This window comes from Solibacillus sp. FSL K6-4121 (assembly GCF_038002585.1).
In the GTDB taxonomy this organism is placed as follows: domain Bacteria; phylum Bacillota; class Bacilli; order Bacillales_A; family Planococcaceae; genus Solibacillus; species Solibacillus faecavium.
In genome coordinates, this window is sequence record NZ_JBBOCS010000001.1 from 1,882,996 (window position 1) to 1,905,013 (window position 22,018).

The window sequence follows — 22,018 nt, forward strand, 5'->3', positions numbered from 1 at the left end:
TTTTAATAAAATTTTTTAAATATAAATAAGCCTAAGGGAGTGAGTCTTGTGGAATACGTGATTGAAATGCTAGGAATCCGGAAAGAATTCGGGAGTTTCGTAGCGAACAATAATATCACCCTCCAATTAAAAAAAGGCGAAATTCATGCACTACTCGGTGAAAATGGTGCAGGTAAGTCGACTTTAATGAATGTGCTTTTCGGTCTTTATCAACCTGAAGCAGGTGAAATAAAAGTACGTGGGGAATCGGTAAAAATTACTGATCCAAACAAAGCAAACGATTTAGGAATCGGAATGGTTCATCAACACTTTATGCTTGTTGAGAACTTTACGGTAACCGAAAATATTATTCTAGGTAGTGAGCCTACAAAACTAGGAGCTATTAATATTAAAGAGGCGGCAAAAGATATTGCAGCTTTATCAAAAAAGTATAATTTAGATGTTGATCCATACGCAAAGATTGAGGACATTTCTGTAGGGATGCAGCAGCGTGTAGAAATTTTAAAAACTTTATACCGCGGTGCAGAAATCCTGATTTTTGATGAACCGACAGCTTCGTTAACACCACAGGAAATAACTGAATTGATTGCGATCTTAAAGCTTCTGATTAAAGAAGGTAAATCGATTATTATTATTACACATAAATTAAAAGAAATTATGGAAGTATCTGACCGTGTAACGATTATTCGTAAAGGTGAAGGGATTGGAACAGTTATTACTGCTGAAACAAACCCGGATCAGCTTGCGGAATTAATGGTTGGCCGTCAAGTCGAGTTCAAAACCGAAAAAGGGGAAGCTCATCCTACAGAAGAGGTTCTTAGTATAGAAAATCTAGTCGTAGCCGATTACCGTAATATTGATAAGGTAAAAGGGTTGAACTTATCAGTACGACGCGGTGAAATTGTCGGGATTGCCGGTATTGACGGAAATGGTCAATCTGAACTAATCGAAGCAATTACAGGATTGCGCAAAATTAAAAGCGGTAAAGTTACTTTAAACGGCAAAGATATTACAGGTTTGAAACCTCGTGAAATTACGGAAACAGGTCTTGGACATATTCCGCAAGACCGTCATAAGCACGGACTAGTATTAGATTTCCCAATTGGGCATAATATCGCGCTTCAAACTTACTATAAGTCGCCAATTTCGAAAGGCTTCATTATGGACTACCGTAAAATCAACGAAAAAGCCCGTCAAGTAATTGAAGAGTTTGATGTTCGTACAGGTCAAGGTGAAATGACGCCTGCACGTGCACTTTCAGGTGGTAACCAGCAAAAAGCAATTATTGGACGCGAAGTAGACCGTGATCCGGATCTGCTAATTGCGGCACTTCCTACACGTGGACTGGACGTAGGGGCAATTGAATTTATTCACTCACGTTTAATTGAACAGCGTGATAAAGGGAAAGCCGTATTATTAGTTTCCTTTGAATTGGACGAAGTAATGAACGTTTCAGATCGTATTGCGGTAATTTACGATGGAACGATTGTAGATACTGTTTATCCGAAAGAAACTTCTGAACAGGAACTTGGCTTATTAATGGCCGGTGAAAAGCGTAAGGCAAAAGCCATCAAGGAGGGGAACGAATAATGTCAAATCGCGTTGTGAATATACTCGTTCCATTAATCTCAGTAGTTTTAGGTATACTAGTTGGTGGTATTATCATGGTTGTCAGTGGATATAACGCCATTGATGGGTATATCGCTCTATGGAATGGTATTTTTGGAGATGCTTATTCAATTGGTAATACAATTCGCCAAATCACACCATATATTTTATCAGGTCTTGCAGTAGCGTTTGCATTCCGTACTGGTTTATTTAACATCGGGGTAGAAGGCCAGTTGCTAATGGGATGGCTTGCTGCTGCCTATGTAGGTTATGCAATCGAAGGGCTACCACGAATTATCCACTTGCCATTGGCGTTACTTGCAGCAGCGGCAGCAGGTGCTTTCTGGGCATTTATTGTAGGTTTCCTAAAAGCAAAACTTCATGTACACGAAGTAATTGCTTCCATTATGTTAAACTACACAGCATTATATTTAACAAATGCTGCCATTAAATCATTATCGGACGGTGGCTTTAAAACACCGACAGTTGTAGAATCTGCAACATTACGTAATCAGTGGCTACGTGAAATTACTGATAACTCAAGTTTGCACTTAGGAATTTTCGTTGCCATTTTAATGGTCGTAGTGATGTGGTTCATCTTGGAAAAAACAACTCGTGGTTATGAGTTGAAATCAGTTGGTTTCAATAAAAATGCTGCTGAATATGCAGGTATGAATGTAAACCGCAATATCATTTTAGCTATGACAATTTCAGGTGTATTTGCTGGTTTAGGTGGGGCAATGGAAGCGTTAGGTACATATCAAAACGCATCGATTAAAGCTGCCGCATCAGGAATTGGATTTGACGGGATTGCCGTTGCATTACTTGGTGCAAATAATCCAATCGGGGTATTCTTCGGTGCCTCTCTATTCGGTTCCCTAAAATACGGCGCTTTAAACATGCCAAACGAAGCTGGAATTCCGGAAGAAATTGTATCGATCATTATCGCGGTTATTATTTTATTCGTAGCATCAGGCTATATTCTACGTGTTGGTTTAGAGAAATTTGGAAAGAAAAAGGAGGGCAAGTAACATGAGCTTTTTAGAAGTGTTATACTTTATCGTCCCTTCCGCTCTTTTATACGCAACACCACTTATTTTAACAGGTATCGGGGCTCTATTCTCGGAGCGTGCTGGGGTAATTGGTCTTGGTGTTGAAGGGTTAATGATTGTCGGTGCATTTACAGGTATTTATGTAAACTTAGAATACTATGCTGACTTTGGGAAAAACGTTATTTGGCTCTCTTTATTAGCTGCATTATTGGCAGGAGCAATTTTCTCGTTAATTATTGCGGTTGCTGCTGTAACGTTCCGTGCAGACCAAACTGTAACAGGTGTAGCAGCGAACATGCTTGCTGCAGCGATAACAGTATTCTTAGTAAAATTAATTTATGGTAAAGGTCAAACGGATATGGTTTCTGCACCATTACAACGTTTTGAAATACCATTTTTATCAGATATACCGTTTTTGGGACCGTTACTGTTCCAAAATGTATACTCCACAACCATTATTGCATTGGTTGTTGCGGTAGGCGCATGGTTTGTTCTTTACAAAATGCCATTCGGTTTACGTATTCGTTCAGTAGGAGAACATCCAATGGCTGCGGATACAATGGGGATTAACGTAGCAAAAATGCGTTATATCGGCGTTATGATTTCCGGCGCATTAGCAGGTGTTGGTGGTGCATCATTAGCGATGACAGCATCTGGGGATTTCTCTGGTTCTACAGTTGCAGGACAAGGGTTCATTGCCATTGCCGCGATGATTTTCGGGAAATGGCATCCACTAGGTACATTAGGCGCTGCGCTGTTCTTCGGATTAGCGCAAACGTTAAGTATCGGTGGCGGTAACATTCCTATTATTCAGGATATTCCATCTGTTATTCTGCAAGTTTTACCGTATGTACTGACAATTTTAGCGTTGGCAGGATTCATCGGTAAAGCAGTCGCTCCAAAAGCATCAGGAGTTCCTTATATTAAAGGAAAACGATAAATTTTAATAACTGTCTGTACAAAGTAACATTTGTGCAGGCGGTTTTTTTGTGGATTAAGCGTGAGAAAGTGGAACGTATTGAAGAGAAAGTAGAAAGTTCTACGACTAATGTAGAAAGCGTGGATTTTATTAGCAAATTATATGAGTAAGTAAATATATCTAATTAACAAACCTTGACTCAAATTAACTAAGAAGCTCAAACCTTATATCAAACCTTAGTTGTGCGGAGTGGAGGGGCCGACTCCTTGGGGATTAAGCATGCGTGGAAAATCCAGGTTGCTCCTGCGGTTACTCGTCGCAAAGCTTTATTCAAAGCTTTGAAGCCATGCCCCCAGGTAAAAGGACCGAATGCTAAGAGCGTCACATCGTGTGACAACGCATTCGTGACCAACATCGTGTTGGCCTCCTGGAACGCAGCACAACGGATCGTATTATGAAAAGCAGAAAGAGTAAAAAAAATCAAATTTTAAAATTTAAAATAGCTAATACTTTTTGTTCATATTTGTCACGATTTAGGGAACACTTAGTACGTATAATAACTTTGCATAAATGAAGGCAACACATGTATAGTAGAGAAGAAGCAATTTTATCCATATTCAAGAGGTAGTCAGGAGGAGTTTTTTTGTTTTTAAAGACAGAAATTGCGAAAGGTGTTTCGCTTCATATACGACAAACCGCTCAATTTAAGACGGTGAACTTTTCAATCAAGTGGAGAGCGCCATTAAATGAAGAAACAGCGGCAGAGCGTACAGTATTATCAAATGTACTACAGCACAGTAACGAGAAATTTCCAACAGCGGCTAGTTACCGCAGCTATTTAGATGACCTTTTTGGGACGGTATTGTATTTTGATACGACAAAGCGCGGTCAAGAGCATACGGTACTATTAAATGTCGAAACGGTTAATGACCAGTACTTATCGCATGGCAATGTATTAAATGAGGTAATTAGCCTTATTCAGGAAGCCATCTTTAAGCCGAATTTTGAGAACGGTGTATTTAAAGAGTCGATTGTAAAACGTGAAAAAGAAATGGTCATCCAACGTATCCAATCGATTTTTGATGACAAATCGCGCTATGCACAAAAACGATTAACAGAAATTATGCGTCCAAATAGCGCAGCGTCTATTTCTGCGAACGGAACAATTGAAACGGTAAAAGCAATTACACCACAATCACTTACAAAAACATATGAAGAGATGATCGCAAATGATGTGATCGATATTTATGTTGTCGGTGATATTAATGTTCAAGAAATGACGGAGCAGTTAAAAGCAGCTTTCCCATTTGCTGACCGGAATGTACCACAACCGACTAAAGAAGATACGACTTCAACAAAAGTTGAACCTTATACAAAAGAAACACAGGAAATGAAGCAAGGGAAATTGCATATCGGCTACTCGACACCAGTGCGATTCGGAGATGAAGATTTCCCGAAAATGCAAATTTTCAACGGCATCTTCGGCGGCTATGCGCATTCGAAATTATTTATGAATGTACGTGAAAAAGAAAGTTTAGCTTATTATGCCTCAAGCTCTTATGCCTCACACTACGGATTATTATTTGTCGTTTCAGGTATTGAGCCGGCAAATGAAGAAAAGGCGCGCAAATTAATTGAAGAACAGTTAAAAGTGATGCAAAACGGTGAAATTTCTGATTTAGAATTGGCACAAACGAAGGCAATGCTTATTAACCAGTTAAAAGAAGCATTAGATTCACCTCGTGGGCAAATTGAAATTTTTGACCAGTACAAAACTTTAGACGAGCCGTTTACATTAGATACGTGGACATTGCGCTGGCAATCTGTCACAAAAGAAGATGTGCAGAAAATGGCGCAGCAAATCGAATTGCAAGCAACGTATTTCTTATGCGGTAAGGGGGAGTAATCCATGGAGACAATTGAATTCCAGCAACTAGATGAAACATTATACTATAAGCAACTAAATAATGGATTAGACGTATATATTTTGCCGAAAAAAGGCTTTTCTAAAACGTTCGTGACGTTTACAACGAAATATGGTTCGGTTGACCGTACTTTTGTACCGCTTGGAGAGACTGAGCCGATTACCGTTCCTGATGGTATTGCCCACTTTTTGGAGCATAAAATGTTCGAAAAGGAAGATGGAGACGTATTTCAAAAGTTCAGTGAAGTAGGAGCACAGGCAAATGCTTTTACATCGTTTACAAGAACGGCTTATTTATTCTCGGCAACAGATCATATATACAAAAGCACTGAGACATTACTGAATTTCGTTCAAGAACCTTATTTCACTGAGGAAACAGTTAATAAGGAAAAAGGAATTATCGGTCAAGAAATTACGATGTACGATGATCAGCCAGATTGGCGTTTATATTTTGGTGCAATTGAAAATATGTATCATAATCACCCTGTGAAAATTGATATTGCCGGTACGATTGAATCGATTGATGGAATTACGGCGGAGCATTTATACACATGCTACAACACGTTCTATCATCCATCGAATATGCTGCTGTTCGTTATCGGGGCAGTAGATCCTGTTGAAATGATGGCATTTATTGAAGACAATCAACGTAAAAAAACATTCCCAGAACCGACTGATATTAAACGACTATTTGATGAAGAGCCTACAGATGTTGCAACATCAGAACGCGTTCTTCACATGGATGTTCAAAAGCCAAAAGTTTATGTTGGATTAAAGGCTAAACAAGTCGATCTTAGCGGCGAAGAAATGCTCAAGCATGAACTTGCTGTACAAATCGCCGTAGAATGCTTATTCGGGCGCGCTTCTTCGTTTTATACTGATGTCTATGAAGATGGCTTGATCGATGAGTCGTATGGATATGATTTTACATTGGAAAGCGGCTTTGGCTTTGCTTTAATTGGATCGGATACAGAACAGCCGGAGCAGCTTGTTAACTTGATTAAAGAGAAACTGGCTCAGGCTGAAGGTGAAAACTTATTCACGACGGAAGATGTAGAGCGAATTAAACGCAAAAAAATTGGTTTCTTCCTACGCGCACTAAATTCAATCGAGTTTATTGCCAACCAGTTTACACGCTATAAATTTAATGATATGAACTTATTTGATGTTGTGCCGGTACTTGAAACGATTACAGTAGAAGATATTGCAAAAGCATTTGAAACGATTCAAGGTGAGAATCAACAAACAGTGTTTACGATTTTACCGATTAGTGAGCGCGATAAAAAATGAAGAAATTTGCATTAGTGTGCGGTGCATCCGGTGCGATTGGGCAAGCAATTTGTCGGCAATTGGCACAGGATGGCTGGTCACTCTATCTGCATTACCATACTGGGCATACTGTCATTGACGGTATGCTCCGTACTTTTAACGAAAAGTACCCGAATCAGGAGTTTATGCCAGTAAAAGCAGATTTCAGCAGTGACACCGGGGCCGAACAAATTGCGGCACAAATTTTTTCATTGCAAGCAATAGTATTTGCAAATGGTCATGCGTTTTATGACTTATTGGAAAATACACCTGCACAGGAAATGACGAAGCTATGGCATGTACACGTTCAAAATCCAATGCGTACAACAGCGTTACTGGCAAGTAAATTACGAGCAAACAAAGTAAGTTATGTGCTCGTCATCGGCTCTATATGGGGCGATGTCGGTGCTGCCGGGGAAGTTGCCTATTCTGCTGTGAAAGGTGCCCAGCATAGTTTCGTTAAAGCCTATGCTCAGGAAGTTGCGTATAATGGCATTCGCGTTAATGCGATTGCTCCAGGCATTATTGATACGAATATGAATGCAAAGTTCAGCACCGAAGAGCGAGCTGAAATTGAAAGTCAAATTCCTTTGCAAACATTTGGAGAAGTTCGTGATATTGCAAATATGGCGGCCTTTTACTTGAGCGGCCAGGCAGATTATGTAACCGGACAAATAATTCGGATTAATGGTGGATGGTACATATAATTTCCCGATACTTGCACATACTATTTGTGCGAGAGGAGGGGAAAAACATATGGGAATTTTACAAAACTGGGAGCAATGGACAAGCTTTTTAGGTAAACAAGTATCTGACGCAAAAGAAAGCGGCATGCCTACGAAAATGATTGAGAAGGCAGCAGTTCAGATTGGTGAGTATCTTGCGAAAAACGTTGACCCACAAAATGAGCAAGAGCGTGTATTATCAGATTTATGGTCAGTTGCTGAGAAAGATGAAAAGCAAGCAATTGCCAGCTGTATCATGAAACTTGTTCAAAATAAACCAACACATTAATTGAATTTTGAAAAAGATGTCACTCACAAAATCTGTGAGCGGCATTTTTTTCAGCCTTTAAATTTTTGCAAGAGGTTTTTCTAAAATAATTTCAAGAAATCTAAGAAAAACGTGGGTTTCTAACTTTTCAATAGGTACAAAATCCGCTATGATGGAACTTATAAGAAATAAAAACGTTTCTATTACGAGGGGACAGATAAAAAATGGGCGAATGGTATTTTGAATACGAAATTCAAGTGAATCGACCAGGTTTATTAGGCGATATCGCTTCGCTACTAGGGATGCTTCGTGTTAATATTGTCTCGATTAACGGTGTGGATGAAGGGCATCGCGGTATGTTGCTGTCTACAGAAAACGAAGATTCAATTCAACGGTTTATTTCAATCGTTTCCACAATGGAAAATATTAATGTGACCAGATTTCGTGAACCAAAGTTGCGGGACCGGCTGGCAGTTCGCCATGGGTATTATATTCCAAGGGATGCCGATGAAAGGAATACATTCCGATTTGTCCGGGATGAATTAGGGATTTTAGTTGATTTTATGGCGGAATTATTTAAGAAGGATGGTCATAAATTAATTGGGATTCGTGGAATGCCTCGTGTAGGAAAGACAGAGTCGATTGTTGCTGCAAGTGTCTGTGCCAATAAGAGATGGATTTTTATTTCTTCTACAATGATTAAACAAACTGTCCGTAATGCTTTAATGGGTGATGAGTTTAATGGGAATAATATATTTATTTTAGATGGTGCTGTGACGCGTCGTACAACTGACGAACGACACCAGCAATTAGTTCGAGAAATCATGGGAATGCCGACGATTAAAGTAATTGAACATCCAGATCTTTTCGTACAGCATTCATCATATAAAATAGAAGATTTCGATTACATTATTGAATTACGTCACGATCCGGACGAAGAAATTACTTATGAAATTATTGAAAAGAATAATATGTTATCAAGTACGGATCATTTTGGAGGGTTTGAATTTTAGAAAAATAGAATTCATTTTATGATGAATTAATTAGTTCAATATATTAAAAGTAGGTGTTTTTTTTGACAGAACTAGGAGCTCGCTTGAAAGAAGCGAGATTAGCTAGAGGCTATAGTTTAGAAGATTTACAAAATATCACGAAGATTCAAAAGCGGTATTTAATTGGAATAGAAGAAGGCAATTATGCGATTATGCCGGGTTCATTTTATGTACGAGCTTTTATTAAGCAGTATGCAGAGGCTGTTGGATTGGATGCGGATGAAGTTTTAACTGAGTATCGCAAGGATATTCCGGAGATGCAGAAAGAAGAGGTAGCACAATCTTTCTCACAAAGTCCAAGTCGCCGTTCAATGAAGGCTACATCTAGTAATAAAATGATGGAAACAATGCCTAAAATAATCGTAGCATTATTTGCGATTGTTATAATCATCGTAATTACTACACTCTCTATGAAAAAAATAGGTAGTGTGCCAGATATAGTAGAAGAAGATAATAAACCGATTGAATATGAACAAAATCCAAACTCAACACCGAGTAAACCTGTAGAAGATGCTGAAGAAAACAACGAAGAAGATGAAGAACCAGTAGAAGAACCGGTTGAAGAAGAACCTGAACCTGTCCAAACAATTAGCTCGGGTGTTGTTTCCGGAGAAGATACAACATTTGAAGTGACTGGAACAGATACATTGAATGTTCGTGTTGAAGTGTCAGGCGAAACTTGGGTAGGCATTCGTAACGAACAACGCCAGGAGCAGATTCCTGCACGTGTATACAAAGCAGGGGAAATTGCTGAAAACGATTCGACGGCAGATGGATATGCAAGAATTCGTTTAGGAAATTCAAAAGTGGCTAAAGTATATATAAATGATGTAGAATTAACATATGCACAAGATCGTATGACGCAAAATGTCATATTAAAATTAGTGAATGAACAACAAGGAGAGTAGTCATCTATTAAGATGGCTCTTTTCTTTCGATGAAAGGTGTTAACAAATGAACATTCCAAATAAGATAACAGTCTCCCGCATTTTATTAATCCCAGTATTTGTGATTGTAATGATGTTTGATTTTGGTTGGGGGAATATGACGCTGTTTGGCGCGGAAATGCAAGTGAACTATTTTGTAGGGGCACTGATTTTTATTTTCGCTTCGGCAACGGATTGGGTAGATGGCTATTATGCCCGTAAATATAATTTAGTGACGAATTTTGGGAAGTTTTTGGACCCGCTTGCAGATAAACTGCTCGTTTCAGCTGCTTTTATATTATTGGTGGAAATCGAATTAGCGCCTGCCTGGATTGTCATTATCATCATTTCGCGTGAGTTTGCAGTAACAGGCTTACGACTGATTTTGGCCGGTCAAGGTGAAGTGGTGGCCGCAAATCAGCTCGGTAAAATTAAAACTTGGGCCCAAATTGTCGCAATCTCCGCATTGATTTTACACAACACAATTTTTACTTTAGTTGGCATACCATTTGATATGATTATGCTCTATGTTGCCCTTATCTTTACAGTATGGTCAGGATGGGATTATTTCTACATTAACCGTCGTGTGCTGTTGGATTCAAAATAAAATAAATAAATTTCAAAAAACTAGGTTAGATTTTCTTTATGGATAGGAATAGTAGTATTATGAATCCATTAAGATAAAACAAATTCCCGTACGTTTGTACGAGAGGATGTTTTTCTAATCTAGTTTTTCTTTATATAAGGGGGTCTTTGAATGAATGCAGAAATTATTGCGGTTGGGTCGGAATTGTTATTGGGGCAAATTGCCAATACGAATGCAAAGTTTATTTCAAGTCAGCTATCTGAACTTGGGATTAATGTTTATTATCATACCGTTGTAGGGGACAATGAGGCGCGGCTTCTCGAGGCAATCCGTATTGCAGAACAGCGAGCAGACCTGATTATTTTCTCCGGCGGGTTAGGACCGACAAAGGATGATTTAACGAAAGAGACAATTGCAAAGCATTTAGATCGAAATTTAGTATTTGATGAGACCGCACTCTATGCGATTGAAGAGTTCTTTTCGAAACAAAAACGTCCTATGACAGAAAACAACCGGAAACAGGCGCTTGTATTGGAAGGTTGTGATGTGCTGCTAAATCAGCATGGCATGGCACCGGGGATGTTTTTATCCGAAAGTGACCGCATTTATATTTTGCTGCCAGGACCGCCTAAAGAACTTGAGCCAATGTTCCAATACGAAACGAAACCGAAGTTAGCGGCACTTTTACATGATGGTGGCGTTATTTTATCGCATGTACTGCGTTTTTATGGCATTGGGGAAGCAGAACTGGAAGATCGTATCGAGAATATATTGGATGAACAAACGAATCCAACTGTTGCACCGCTTGCTTCAGATGGGGAAGTAACATTGCGAATTACAGCGAAAGCGCAAAATGAACAGCAGGCATTCCGCTTAATTGAATTAAAGAAACGTGAAATTTTGGATATCGTTGGAGAGTATTTTTACGGGGTTAATGATGAATCACTAGGCTTTAATCTTGTCCAAATGCTATTGGAAAATGAATTAACGATTTCTGCTGCAGAAAGTTTAACTGCCGGTCTGTTCCAGTCAGAGCTGGCGGAGGTTCCTGGTGTCGCTTCTGCATTAATTGGCGGCGTTGTGACGTATACAAAGGAAACAAAAATAGAACAGCTCGGTATTTCCGCTGATCTTATCGAAGAATATGGTATTGTCAGCAGTGAATGTGCCGCTGCAATGGCTATGAAAGTTCGAGAAAAATTCCATACAGATATCGGTATTGGGTTAACGGGCGCAGCAGGTCCAGGTAGTCATGATGGTCTACCTGCAGGAGCCATTTGGGTAGGAATTAGTATCGGCGACCATGAGCCTTTCACATATCGTTTGCAGCTAACAGGGTCCCGAAACACGAACCGAATTCGAGCTGTTAAATTTACATTCAGCTATTTAATGAGGGAACTGGCTAAACTAGGTTACAAAAAGCTAATCTAGTTTAAGCTTTAGTGGAAAAATGTAGATTTGAAAGCGGAAAATAAGGCATTCAGAAGATTTCTAAGAAAAAGCGAAAATATGTTCGCTTTTTTCTTGAATGTTATCTCATTAGCAAGTATAATAGAGACATAAGTTAAATAAAGCTTTTTTCTTAAGGAGGAAATAGTTTGAGCGATCGTAAAGCAGCGTTAGACATGGCGTTAAAACAAATAGAAAAACAATTCGGTAAAGGTTCTGTCATGAAGTTAGGTGAAAATTCCAACCGACATATGGAAACAACTTCATCAGGCTCTATCGCAATTGATGCAGCATTAGGTATAGGTGGCTATCCACGCGGACGTATTGTAGAAGTATACGGACCAGAGTCATCTGGTAAAACAACAGTTACATTACATGCCATCGCAGAAATTCAGGCTAACGGCGGTACAGCAGCATTTATCGATGCTGAGCACGCACTTGACCCGGTATATGCACAAAAATTAGGTGTTAATATAGATGAGTTACTATTATCACAGCCGGATACAGGTGAACAAGCACTTGAAATCGCGGAAGCATTAGTACGTTCTGGTGCGATCGATATTATCGTAATTGACTCTGTAGCAGCTTTAGTACCAAAAGCAGAGATTGAAGGCGAAATGGGTGACTCGCATATGGGTCTTCAAGCGCGTTTAATGTCTCAGGCATTACGTAAATTATCAGGCGTTATCAACAAATCAAATACGCTTGCTATTTTCATCAACCAAGTTCGTGAAAAAATCGGAGTTATGTTCGGTAACCCGGAAACAACAACAGGTGGACGTGCCCTTAAATTCTACTCTTCTATCCGTTTAGAAGTACGTCGCGGTGAAGCGATTAAGCAAGGTACAGAAATTATCGGTAACAAAACGAAAATCAAAGTTGTAAAAAATAAAGTAGCACCACCATTCCGTACAGCGGAAGTAGACATTATGTACGGTGAAGGGATTTCAAAAGAAGGCGAAATTGTCGACATCGGTGCAGAACTGGATATTATCCAAAAAAGCGGTTCATGGTATTCATATAATAATGAACGAATTGGCCAAGGCCGTGAAAACGTAAAGCAATTCTTAAAAGAAAATCCTGCAATTAAAGAGGACGTTACTGAAAAAATCCGTCAACATTTCGGAATCGGCGAGCTTGGCTATACAATTGGTGCCAATGACACAGCAGAAGAAGAAATCGATGAACTGGAATTATTCGAAGACGAAAAATAATGTTTGCGAACCCAAGCGAGTGTTCTTGCTTGGGTTTTTGTTTTTGTTGGGGGCGTGGATGGGAGGAGCGTTTTTATGACTTCGTTTAGTCAAGTGAGGTATGCCTGTGAATTTATTAGAAGAACTTTGTGTGATATTAGAAGTTTAGATGCGGATATTAGAAACTTGGTCTGACTTCGCTCAGTAGAAAGCGGTGGGGAAATGCAGTTGGAAATTTTATTAGAACAATCGTTCGTTTTATTCGAAAATCTCCAACTGATATTAGAAAATCAGATGGGGATATTAGAAAATGGGGAACACTTATTAGCAAAAGTTTAGGATATATTAGCAAATCGAAAGTTTATTAGCACAAATAAAAATATATTAGAACTTTTAAAGATTTATTAGAAAATCTTACCAACAGCCAGTCGCCGTGTGCCACCGCAATAAACAAGTACTTTCCACCACCACGCGGCATGCTCTGAAACAACCCAATTCCAAAAATATAAAAACCCCTTTAACCATGGCTATTCTTGACATACCTAATTATGAACTATACAATTAAAATGTATAATTTCTAAATTTTGAAATGAAATAGGCAATATGTTTGAAAATTCGAAAACATATATAGCCGACTAGAAGAACATCAGACATATCAGCTTAGGAGGGATTAGTATTATGGAAATGATTCTCCCTGCTTTGCTAGGATTCGCTGTCGGTGTTGCTGTTATCTATTTTTACATGAAAAACGTGAATGAATCAAAAGTCACTGGTGCAAAGCATGTAGCTGAGCAAATCGTAGAAGATGCGAAACGTGAAGCAGATGCTCTGAAAAAGGAAGCACTACTTGAAGCAAAGGATGAAACTCACAAATTTCGTTCTGAAGCAGAAAACGACATTCGAGACCGTCGTGGCGAGCTTCAGAAACAAGAGAACCGTTTATTGCAAAGAGAAGAAAATCTTGACCGCAAAGATGATGCTCTGAATAAAAGAGAGACGAGCCTAGAGCGTAAAGAAGAAGCTCTGGCAAGCAGACAACAGCATATTGAACAGATGGAAAGCAAAGTAGAAGAACTTGTTGCAAGTCAAAAAACAGAGCTTGAGCGTATTGCAGCTCTGACACGTGAAGAAGCAAAAGAGGTCATTTTGCAGGAAGTTGAAAATGAACTTTCAACTGATATTGCAGTAATGACAAAAGAAGCGGAAACTCGTGCGAAAGAAGATTCAGACAAAAAAGCTCGCGAAATATTATCACTTGCACTACAACGCTTTGCAGCTGACCATGTTGCAGAAACAACAGTGTCCGTTGTAAATTTACCAAATGATGAGATGAAAGGTCGCATCATAGGTCGTGAAGGTCGTAACATTCGAACACTGGAAACGCTAACTGGTATTGATTTAATTATTGATGATACACCTGAAGCAGTTATTTTATCCGGCTTTGATCCGATCCGCCGTGAAACAGCACGCCTTGCACTGGAAAAACTAGTTCAAGACGGTCGTATTCACCCGGCACGTATTGAAGAAATGGTTGAAAAATCCCGTCGTGAAGTGGATGAGCAAATCCGTGAAACAGGGGAACAAACAACATTTGAAGTAGGTATTCACAACCTGCATCCTGATTTAATGAAAATCCTTGGTCGTATGAAATACCGTACAAGCTATGGTCAAAATGTATTAAAGCATTCTATCGAAGTTGCGCATTTAGCAGGATTACTTGCTGCAGAACTTGGAGAAGATGTGACATTGGCCCGCCGTGCAGGTTTACTGCATGATATCGGTAAAGCGATTGACCACGAAGTTGAAGGAAGCCACGTAGAAATCGGTGTAGAACTAGCAACGAAGTATAAAGAGCACCCAGTTGTTATTAACTCGATTGCTTCACACCATGGTGATACAGAAGCTACTTCAGTCATTGCGGTACTTGTAGCAGCAGCCGATGCATTATCAGCCGCTCGCCCAGGTGCACGTAGTGAAACACTTGAAAATTATATTCGCCGCCTTGAAAAGCTGGAAGAAATTTCGGAAAGCTATGATGGCGTTGAAAAATCGTTTGCAATTCAAGCAGGTCGCGAAGTGCGTATTATCGTACAACCTGAAAAGATTGACGATCTTGCGTCACATCGTTTAGCGCGTGATATTCGCAAACGTATTGAAGAAGAACTCGATTATCCGGGTCATATTAAAGTAACGGTTATTCGTGAAACACGTTCGGTGGAGTATGCGAAGTAATAAAAAAAAACTATTCGATTTTAATCGAATAGTTTTTTTGTGACAAAGTTCATAAATTATTTCCAACTATCTGGTGGCTGTGCTATAATCGGCATATCTTGATAAAAAATGGAGGTTTTGAAATGAAAAAACAAACATACAAAAAAATGTTCAACGTAGCATTAACTACTACGTTAGCAGCCGGTGCAGTAGTAGCGGTAGCTCCACAAGCAGATGCAGCATTAAGCTTCAAAGATGTTAAAGAAACAAATACTCATTATGCTAATATTATGGATTTAGCTGAGCGCGGGATTATTAAAGGGTACGAAGATGGTACTTTCCGTCCGGGAGATTCTATCAAACGCGGTAACGCAGCCCATATTATTGCATCAATCATCGGTTTAGATACTACAAACGTTACAAACCCTAACTTTAAAGACATTTCTACGAAAAACTCAAATTACGGTGCTATTGCAGCATTAGCAAACGCTGGTATTATTAATGGATTTGAAGATGGTACATACCGTGCCAATGACAATCTTACTCGCGGTCAAATGGCTAAAATCATTGCAAATGCATTTAAATTAACTTCAAACGGTGAAGCACTTCCATTTACAGATATTCAAAATTCGCAATATAAAGAAAATATCGCAGCGTTATTTTCAAATAACGTAACAACTGGTGTGACAGCTACAACATTCGATGCAAAATCAAATGTAACACGTGGACAGTTATCATCATTTGTAGTACGTGCTGAAAAAGCTTCTGCAGCACCAACTCCAGAAGAGCCAACAACTGAAGAAGGTGTATTCACAGTAGGTTCAGTTGTAGGAAATACAGTAACAATCGCAGGTGAACAATTTGAAGTGACGCCAGAATTGGCAGATGTATTCAATGCAGACAACGCTGCAGCATTACAAGATTCAGTCGTAACACTTGTTATTGAGTATGCTCCTGAAACAGTGGCATCTACTACACCAATGTTTGCAAAAGGAAAAGGCAAAATCACTGGCATTAAAGCGTTAAAATTAGTAAAAGAGAATACAAGCTTCAATCCAAAAGGTTTCAAGATTGCTAAAGTAGAAGCTGCTGCAAAAGGACTTACATTAACAGATGTAAAAGCGGATAGCTTAGAAATTCCTGCTGGTATTAATGTAACAATTTCTGGTGGCGAGATTACTAATTTAGTAGTGGCAAATGGTGCAGCCGTAACTTTAACTGATACAGCGGTAGAAAAATTACAAGTTAAGGGTGAAGGTAAAATCACACTTGGTGAAGGGACAACTCTTAAAACGGTAGTTCTTGAAAAAGGTAAAACTTTAGCAGATGTAATTGCTAACTATGATGCAGTGAAGGATCAATTAACTAACGTTAAGATTGAGGAATCTTCAACTGTAACACCACCAGCAGCTGGCGGTGGCGGTGGCGGCGGTGGCGGTTCTACACCACCAGCACCACCAACATTAACAGCGGAACAACAAGAATACGTTAAGACTCTAAAAACAAAATTAACAGCGTTAGAGGTTCCGGGCGTTAATGTTGATACATCCACTGGATCAGCTGTAACTATTACAGCTTCACCAAGTATTACGAAAGAGCAATTAGAAAATGCTTCTAGTTCAGTTATTAATAGCTTTTTTGGTAGTGGAACAACAGGGATTTTGGAATCTGTAAAAATAAACACTGCTACTTACACAAGTGAAGATGAGCCTTTGAATAACATAAAAGCAGTTGCAGCAAACTTAGCGCTTGCAATAGGTATTGATGTAGGAGAGGCCGTAGAAATTGCAGATCAAGCTGCTACAGCTTCTATTTGGGATAAATTATCTGGTACTTCTTACAAGGGTGATATTATTTTAACCTTTAAAGATGGTAACTCATCTTCAGTAACAATTAATTTAGAAAAAGGTCAATAAAATAAACAAACAAAATTCCCTGGAACACCTAGTTCTGGGGAATTTCATTAAGGAACGGAACTTGGTTAATAATTGAAAAAATAGTATATAAAAGTATCATTGCCTATGCTTCGGTGATGGACCATTAATACTGTAAAGGAGCTACAATCCATGAAGAAGCTAAAGTATGTATTAATTGCTCTAGCGGTGATTGTTATATGTGTTGCCGGATATATCATTTATGAATTGAATTTTAAATCCTATGATACGGCTGATCCAGAAGTAGATGCCTTAGTAGAAGAGACATTTGATTTAGAACTCCCGGATGGAACGGTTGTCAAAGTTGATAAAGAAGGACATGTTGTCGAAACAAAGGAAAGCCAAAACAAAAGTACTAACGAAAAAATTGTAGCAACAAACTCAAATTCAAACGCAGATTCAAATGATAATGATGAGGAAACCGCAACTGGTGATACAAACAGTGAAGGGGATTCCACTTCACCAAGTTCAAATCAAACTGGAAAACCAAATAACTCTAACACAGAAACGAATAAACCTGAACAAAAAGTAACGGTTTCTACTATTAAATCCAAATATGAAAACACGTTTAAGATGCTTGAAAATCAATCACGCGCTCGCCTGAATGCTTTAATTAGTCAAGCGGCAAATGAATATTCAACGAAAAAGAGTAATGGGGAATCGGTTAGTTACGGTTACTTTTACAAAAAATACATGGGCGCTGCTAGAGGGATCGAATCCTCTACAGATTCAACAGTAAATTATGTAGTCGGTCTAGTTGAAAAAGATTTACAGGCGAATGGCTTTGATAAGTCTTATGCTCAGAGCTTTGCGGAACAATACAAAGCGACTAAAGAAGCGTTGCGTGGAGAAATGATGGACAAAGCATTGAACTTTAGATAATCTTAAAGGTTTGCTATCCGGGACAAATGTGATGCAAACCTTTCCCTTATTTTGGGTAATAATAACTAGTGCATTACAAAAATATCTTTTTATTTAAAAATGTGGATAAATTGTGTATCCATTTCACTATTTGTTGTATAATGTTAAAAGCTAATGAAGGAGCGGGCACTTTTGGAAGAAACTATAAGCCTACAAGATATATTCAAAACATTAAAGAAGAGGGCCGCGTTAATAATTTCATTAACAGTAATTGCGGGAATACTAGCAGCAGTTGTTAGTTTTTACATTTTAACCCCGATTTATCAAGCAAGTACACAAGTTTTGGTCAACCAGAATAAAGAAGATGCGACACAGCAGGTAACATCAGCAGATATTCAATCAAACTTGCAATTGATAAATACATATAATGAGATTATTAAAAGTCCTGCAATTTTATCGATTGTAGTTGAAAATTTAGATTTACCGTTAACACCAGGTCAATTAGCATCAAAAATAACAGTTTCAAATGCGAACAACTCACAAGTTTTAAATATCAGTGTACAGGATGAGAACTATAACGTAGCTATCGATATGGCAAATCAAGTAGTAGAAGTGTTTAAAGAAGAAGTACCGAAATTGATGAATGTCGACAATGTAAATATTCTATCTCCTGCTGTTTATGCAGAAAATCCAACCCCAATTAAACCTAACAAGATGTTGAATGTTGCTATTGCTCTTGTAATCGGATTAATGATGGGTGTAGGCCTTGCATTTTTACTAGAGTACTTGGATACAACGGTAAAATCAGAATCAGATGTGGAAGAAATCATTGGATTACCGATCATTGGTGTAGTGAGCCCTATTAAAATGGAAGAGATTCGAAAAGAACAAGCCAGCAGAACATCCAGACACCGAGTTCAGAAAAAAAAATGATGTGAGAAAGTTGAGAGTGTGATTCCATATGTTCAAAATGTTTAAACGTAAAAAATCCAAACCGTCGACACTGGCAAGACAGTTAGTTACTGTTTCCAGTCCAAAGTCAATCATATCCGAGCAGTTTAAAACGATCCGAACAAATATTAACTTTTCAATGCCTGACAAAGATTTGAAAACAATCGTACTCACTTCTTCAACTCCTGGAGAAGGAAAATCGACAAATTCATCGAATATCGCAGTAGTATTTGCGCAATCGGGTAAAAAGGTTTTGCTGGTCGATAGTGATATGCGTAAACCTACTACCCATCATACATTCGGATTAAGAAATGTGAGTGGTTTATCAACTGTACTAATACGTCAACATACGATTGATGAGGTAATACATAATACGGAGATTGAGGGGCTTTCTGTTATTACGAGTGGACCAATTCCACCAAACCCAGCAGAATTGCTTGCTTCAAAGGCAATGGACCAGTTTATAGACAACGTAAAAAATATCTATGACATTATTGTTTTCGATGCCCCACCTGTATTATCAGTAACAGATGCTCAAATTCTATCAAATAAATGTGAAGGTACTCTTCTAATTATTAATTCAGGAGATGCTGAGAAAGATAATGTGATTAAAGCGAAGGATATGCTTCTTGCTTCTAAAGCAAATGTTATTGGAGCAATATTAAATAATTATAGAATTGATAAAGATCACTACTATTATCAATATTATGGTGCTGTAGAATAAGGGGGTTATCCCCCTGTTTTTACAACTTAAGTGAGGGAACAGACGATGATTGATATGCATAGCCATATTTTATTTGGAGTAGATGACGGACCGAAAGCATTGCAGGAGACGCTCGACATGATGCAAAAGGCCGTGGATGAAGGCATTACTGAAATTGTTGCAACTTCACATAGCTTTCACCCGCAGTACAACGTTTCGCATGAAAAAGTAATGGAACAAATTACGATAATCCAGCAACAAGTGAACAAACAAAATATCCCCTTAAAAATTCATGCGGGCCATGAAGTACGTTTAGTTGAAAACATTATAACCTTGTTGGAGAATAAGGAAATTTTGACTTTAGCAAATTCCAAATATATGCTTCTTGAATTACCGTCCAGTACAGTCCCAGTATTTACAAAAAGAATTATTATCGCCCTACAGGAAAAAGGAATCACTCCTATTATTGCCCATCCGGAGCGTAACAAAGCAATTGCCGAGCGTCCAAGCAAGTTAGAGGAACTTGTAAGGGAAGGGGCAATGGCGCAAATTACAGCAGGAAGTCTTGCAGGACATTTTGGGAAATCTATTCAAAAACTGTCGCTCGATTTAGTAAAAGCCAACTTAGTCCATACGTATGGTTCGGATGTCCATAACTTATCGACACGGCCATTCCTTTTCGAGGCAGGACTCGATTATTTGGAAAAGAAAAAACAGTTAGATGCAGTAGATGTTCTTTTAGAAAATAATGCGCGAATTATTGAAAACAGAAATTTTATTGTGTACGAACCACAGGAAATGACATCGAAAAAATGGTGGTCTTTCGTTTAAGAGCCTCGCACAGAAAGGTTGGATAGTGATGAACTATCGAAAAAGATATGCAGTATTTTTTATACTAGATTCCATCATCGTGTTGACCGCGATTTATGTAAGCTATTGGCTGCTGCATCCTACAATGAGTATTTACACAAATCAAACACTATTCATTAGTGCTATTACACTACTAATAGCCCACCATATTGTCGCAAACTTCTACCAGCTCTATAGCCGTGTCTGGTCTGTTGCTTCTATTAAAGAATTGGTTATTATCGGATTGGCTGTGACCATTTCTGTAGCGATGGCGATGCTTATGCAGCAGTTCATTAATGGAGATATTTATTTCCGTGTACTCACAATTACTTGGCTCCTCCATATTGTTATGATCGGAGGCTCACGCTTTTTATTAAGGATGATTCATGATCGTAAACAAATAAAATTTGACGGAGAAACGATTCGTGTCTTAATCGTAGGTGCCGGTCAGGCAGGTACAATACTAGCACGTAATATAAGTCGTAATTCGCACTCGGAATATAAAATTGTCGGTTATGTGGATGATGATATTAATAAGAAACATTTAAAGATAATGGATTATCGTGTTCTAGGAACAACTAAAGATATTGAAAAAATTGTAGAAGCAAAAGGTGTAGAGGAAATTATTTTAGCTGTACCTTCCCTTCAAAAAAGTGAAATGAAAGCATTATTTGAGCGTTGTTCTACAACGAATGCAACAGTAAAAATTATGCCAAAAATAGAAGATGTACTGACAGGTAAAGTAACCGTAAATGATATGCAGGATGTCAATATTGAAGATTTACTTGGCCGTGATGAAGTGAAGCTTGACATGCTTGCCATATCTGAAGGGATTACGGATAAAGTTATTTTAGTAACAGGTGCTGGTGGATCGATTGGTTCGGAAATTTGCCGACAGGTGATAAAATTCCAACCAAAAAAATTACTGTTACTCGGTCATGGAGAAAACTCGATATACACAATCCATATGGAATTAACTGAAATTTTCAGAAATACGAACATTGATATTATTCCGATTATCGCAGATGTCCAGGATCGAGAACGAATTTTTGAAGTGATCCGTACGTATAAGCCTGATGCGATTTATCATGCTGCTGCACACAAACATGTGCCTTTAATGGAAGCTAATCCATTAGAGGCAATTAAAAATAATGTTTTTGGTACAAAAAATGTGGCAGATTCGGCGCATATTATGGGAGTTAACCGCTTTGTTCTGGTCTCAACAGATAAAGCGGTAAATCCCCCCAATGTAATGGGCGCCACAAAACGCATTGCGGAAATGATCGTCCAAAACTTGGCTACACAAAGTAAGACGACATTTGCCGCGGTAAGGTTCGGTAATGTTTTAGGATCGCGCGGCTCAGTCGTACCACGCTTTAAGGCTCAAATTGCTGCAGGTGGTCCTGTCACAGTAACCGACCCGAATATGACACGCTATTTCATGACCATTCCGGAGGCGAGTCGACTAGTTTTACAGGCTGGTGCACTCGCACGTGGGG

At 38.7% G+C, this 22,018-nt stretch carries 19 protein-coding genes; all 19 read left to right on the forward strand.

Annotation, left to right across the window (positions count from 1 at the left end; translation table 11 throughout):
• Positions 1–48: 48 nt before the first annotated feature.
• On the forward strand, positions 49–1,590 hold the full coding sequence (locus MHH95_RS09325) for an ABC transporter ATP-binding protein (RefSeq protein WP_340727263.1): 1,542 nt from the start codon (positions 49–51) through the stop codon (positions 1,588–1,590).
• Positions 1,590–2,639 (forward strand): ABC transporter permease, encoded by a 1,050-nt coding sequence (locus MHH95_RS09330; protein WP_340727264.1) that lies wholly within the window; start codon positions 1,590–1,592, stop codon positions 2,637–2,639. The genes MHH95_RS09325 and MHH95_RS09330 overlap by 1 nt, the downstream gene beginning before the upstream one ends.
• A 1-nt stretch (position 2,640) precedes the next feature.
• Complete coding sequence (locus MHH95_RS09335; RefSeq protein ID WP_340727265.1) at positions 2,641–3,600, forward strand: ABC transporter permease; 960 nt, start codon at positions 2,641–2,643, stop codon at positions 3,598–3,600.
• A gap of 622 nt (positions 3,601–4,222) precedes the next feature.
• On the forward strand, positions 4,223–5,485 hold the full coding sequence (gene yfmF, locus MHH95_RS09340) for an EF-P 5-aminopentanol modification-associated protein YfmF (RefSeq protein WP_340727266.1): 1,263 nt from the start codon (positions 4,223–4,225) through the stop codon (positions 5,483–5,485).
• A gap of 3 nt (positions 5,486–5,488) precedes the next feature.
• Positions 5,489–6,793, forward strand: a complete 1,305-nt coding sequence (gene yfmH / locus MHH95_RS09345; protein ID WP_340727267.1) for an EF-P 5-aminopentanol modification-associated protein YfmH — start codon at positions 5,489–5,491, stop codon at positions 6,791–6,793.
• Positions 6,790–7,518: an elongation factor P 5-aminopentanone reductase gene (gene ymfI, locus MHH95_RS09350; RefSeq protein ID WP_340727268.1), complete on the forward strand. Its 729-nt coding sequence runs from the start codon at positions 6,790–6,792 to the stop codon at positions 7,516–7,518. The genes yfmH and ymfI overlap by 4 nt, the downstream gene beginning before the upstream one ends.
• A 49-nt stretch (positions 7,519–7,567) precedes the next feature.
• Positions 7,568–7,825: a DUF3243 domain-containing protein gene (locus MHH95_RS09355; RefSeq protein ID WP_191698343.1), complete on the forward strand. Its 258-nt coding sequence runs from the start codon at positions 7,568–7,570 to the stop codon at positions 7,823–7,825.
• 203 nt (positions 7,826–8,028) lie between these two features.
• On the forward strand, positions 8,029–8,817 hold the full coding sequence (locus tag MHH95_RS09360) for a DUF3388 domain-containing protein (protein WP_340727269.1): 789 nt from the start codon (positions 8,029–8,031) through the stop codon (positions 8,815–8,817).
• Positions 8,818–8,870: 53 nt separating this feature from the next.
• Positions 8,871–9,764 (forward strand): helix-turn-helix domain-containing protein, encoded by an 894-nt coding sequence (locus tag MHH95_RS09365; protein ID WP_340727270.1) that lies wholly within the window; start codon positions 8,871–8,873, stop codon positions 9,762–9,764.
• 46 nt (positions 9,765–9,810) lie between these two features.
• A complete protein-coding gene (pgsA, locus tag MHH95_RS09370; RefSeq protein WP_339215569.1) occupies positions 9,811–10,389 on the forward strand; it encodes a CDP-diacylglycerol--glycerol-3-phosphate 3-phosphatidyltransferase in 579 nt (192 codons plus the stop codon).
• A gap of 150 nt (positions 10,390–10,539) precedes the next feature.
• Positions 10,540–11,799, forward strand: a complete 1,260-nt coding sequence (locus MHH95_RS09375; protein ID WP_340727271.1) for a competence/damage-inducible protein A — start codon at positions 10,540–10,542, stop codon at positions 11,797–11,799.
• A 167-nt stretch (positions 11,800–11,966) separates the two neighbouring features.
• Entirely contained in the window at positions 11,967–13,031 is a 1,065-nt protein-coding gene (gene recA, locus MHH95_RS09380; RefSeq protein WP_340727272.1) for a recombinase RecA, read from the forward strand.
• 657 nt (positions 13,032–13,688) lie between these two features.
• Positions 13,689–15,242 (forward strand): ribonuclease Y, encoded by a 1,554-nt coding sequence (gene rny / locus MHH95_RS09385; RefSeq protein WP_191698337.1) that lies wholly within the window; start codon positions 13,689–13,691, stop codon positions 15,240–15,242.
• Between the two features lie 122 nt (positions 15,243–15,364).
• Positions 15,365–17,137, forward strand: coding sequence for an S-layer homology domain-containing protein (locus MHH95_RS09390; RefSeq protein WP_340727273.1), 1,773 nt, complete (start codon positions 15,365–15,367; stop codon positions 17,135–17,137).
• A gap of 150 nt (positions 17,138–17,287) precedes the next feature.
• Positions 17,288–18,037 carry a hypothetical protein gene (locus MHH95_RS09395; protein ID WP_340727274.1) on the forward strand — a complete coding sequence of 250 codons (750 nt, stop codon included), beginning with the start codon at positions 17,288–17,290 and terminating at the stop codon, positions 18,035–18,037.
• Positions 18,038–18,208: 171 nt separating this feature from the next.
• Entirely contained in the window at positions 18,209–18,949 is a 741-nt protein-coding gene (locus tag MHH95_RS09400) for a YveK family protein (protein ID WP_340727276.1), read from the forward strand.
• Positions 18,950–18,977: 28 nt separating this feature from the next.
• A complete protein-coding gene (locus MHH95_RS09405) occupies positions 18,978–19,691 on the forward strand; it encodes a CpsD/CapB family tyrosine-protein kinase (RefSeq protein WP_445682997.1) in 714 nt (237 codons plus the stop codon).
• A gap of 45 nt (positions 19,692–19,736) precedes the next feature.
• Positions 19,737–20,501 carry a tyrosine-protein phosphatase gene (locus tag MHH95_RS09410; protein WP_340727277.1) on the forward strand — a complete coding sequence of 255 codons (765 nt, stop codon included), beginning with the start codon at positions 19,737–19,739 and terminating at the stop codon, positions 20,499–20,501.
• A 28-nt stretch (positions 20,502–20,529) separates the two neighbouring features.
• On the forward strand, positions 20,530–22,018 hold a 1,489-nt coding region (locus MHH95_RS09415; protein WP_340727278.1), incomplete at its 3' end, for a polysaccharide biosynthesis protein.